Source organism: Streptomyces pseudovenezuelae (genome assembly GCF_001513955.1).
In the GTDB taxonomy this organism is placed as follows: Bacteria; Actinomycetota; Actinomycetes; order Streptomycetales; family Streptomycetaceae; genus Streptomyces; species Streptomyces pseudovenezuelae.
Genome location: NZ_KQ948160.1, coordinates 10962 through 11609, shown reverse-complemented (window position 1 = coordinate 11609; position 648 = coordinate 10962). Strand labels below are relative to the sequence as shown.

Sequence of the window (648 nt, the reverse complement as noted above, 5' to 3'; positions counted from 1 at the left end):
ATGTGCTGCTCGCGGTGACCACGCTGGGCTTCGACATTTCCGGTCTGGAGCTGTGGCTGCCGCTGGTATCCGGTGCCCGGGTGGTCGTGGCCCCGCACGAGAAGGTGGCGGATCCCGGTCTGCTGGCGGGTGAGCTGGCGAGGGTGGGTGCGTCGGTGGTGCAGGCGACGCCGTCGTGGTGGCAGATGCTGCTGGCGAACAGCCGGCCGAGCCTCGCGGGCCTACGAGTGCTGGCGGGTGGTGAGGCGTTGCGGTCTCCGCTGGCGGAGGTGCTGCTGCGGAGCGGGGCCGAGGTGTGGAACATGTACGGCCCGACCGAGACGACGATCTGGTCGACCACCGACCAGGTCTCCTCCGGCGCCGGCCTGTCGATCGGTTCGCCCATCGCCAACACACAGGTCTATGTCCTGGACGAGCGGTTGCAGCCGGTCCCGGTGGGTGTGGCGGGTGAGCTGTTCATCGGTGGCACGGGAGTGACCCGTGGCTATCTGGGCCGCCCGGCACTGACCGGCGAGCGGTTCATCCCGAACCCCTTTACCGACGACGGATCCCGGCTGTATCGCACGGGGGACCGGGTGCGTTGGCTCGCGGATGGGCGTCTGGAGTTCCTGGGCCGGGCGGACGACCAGCTCAAGGTGCGTGGTTTTC

1 protein-coding gene is annotated in these 648 nt (G+C 69.3%); it reads left to right on the top strand.

Translation table 11 applies throughout. The features are described from left to right. Positions 1-648, top strand: a 648-nt coding sequence (locus AQI94_RS42105) for an AMP-binding protein (protein ID WP_159050661.1), incomplete at both ends; no start/stop codon positions are given.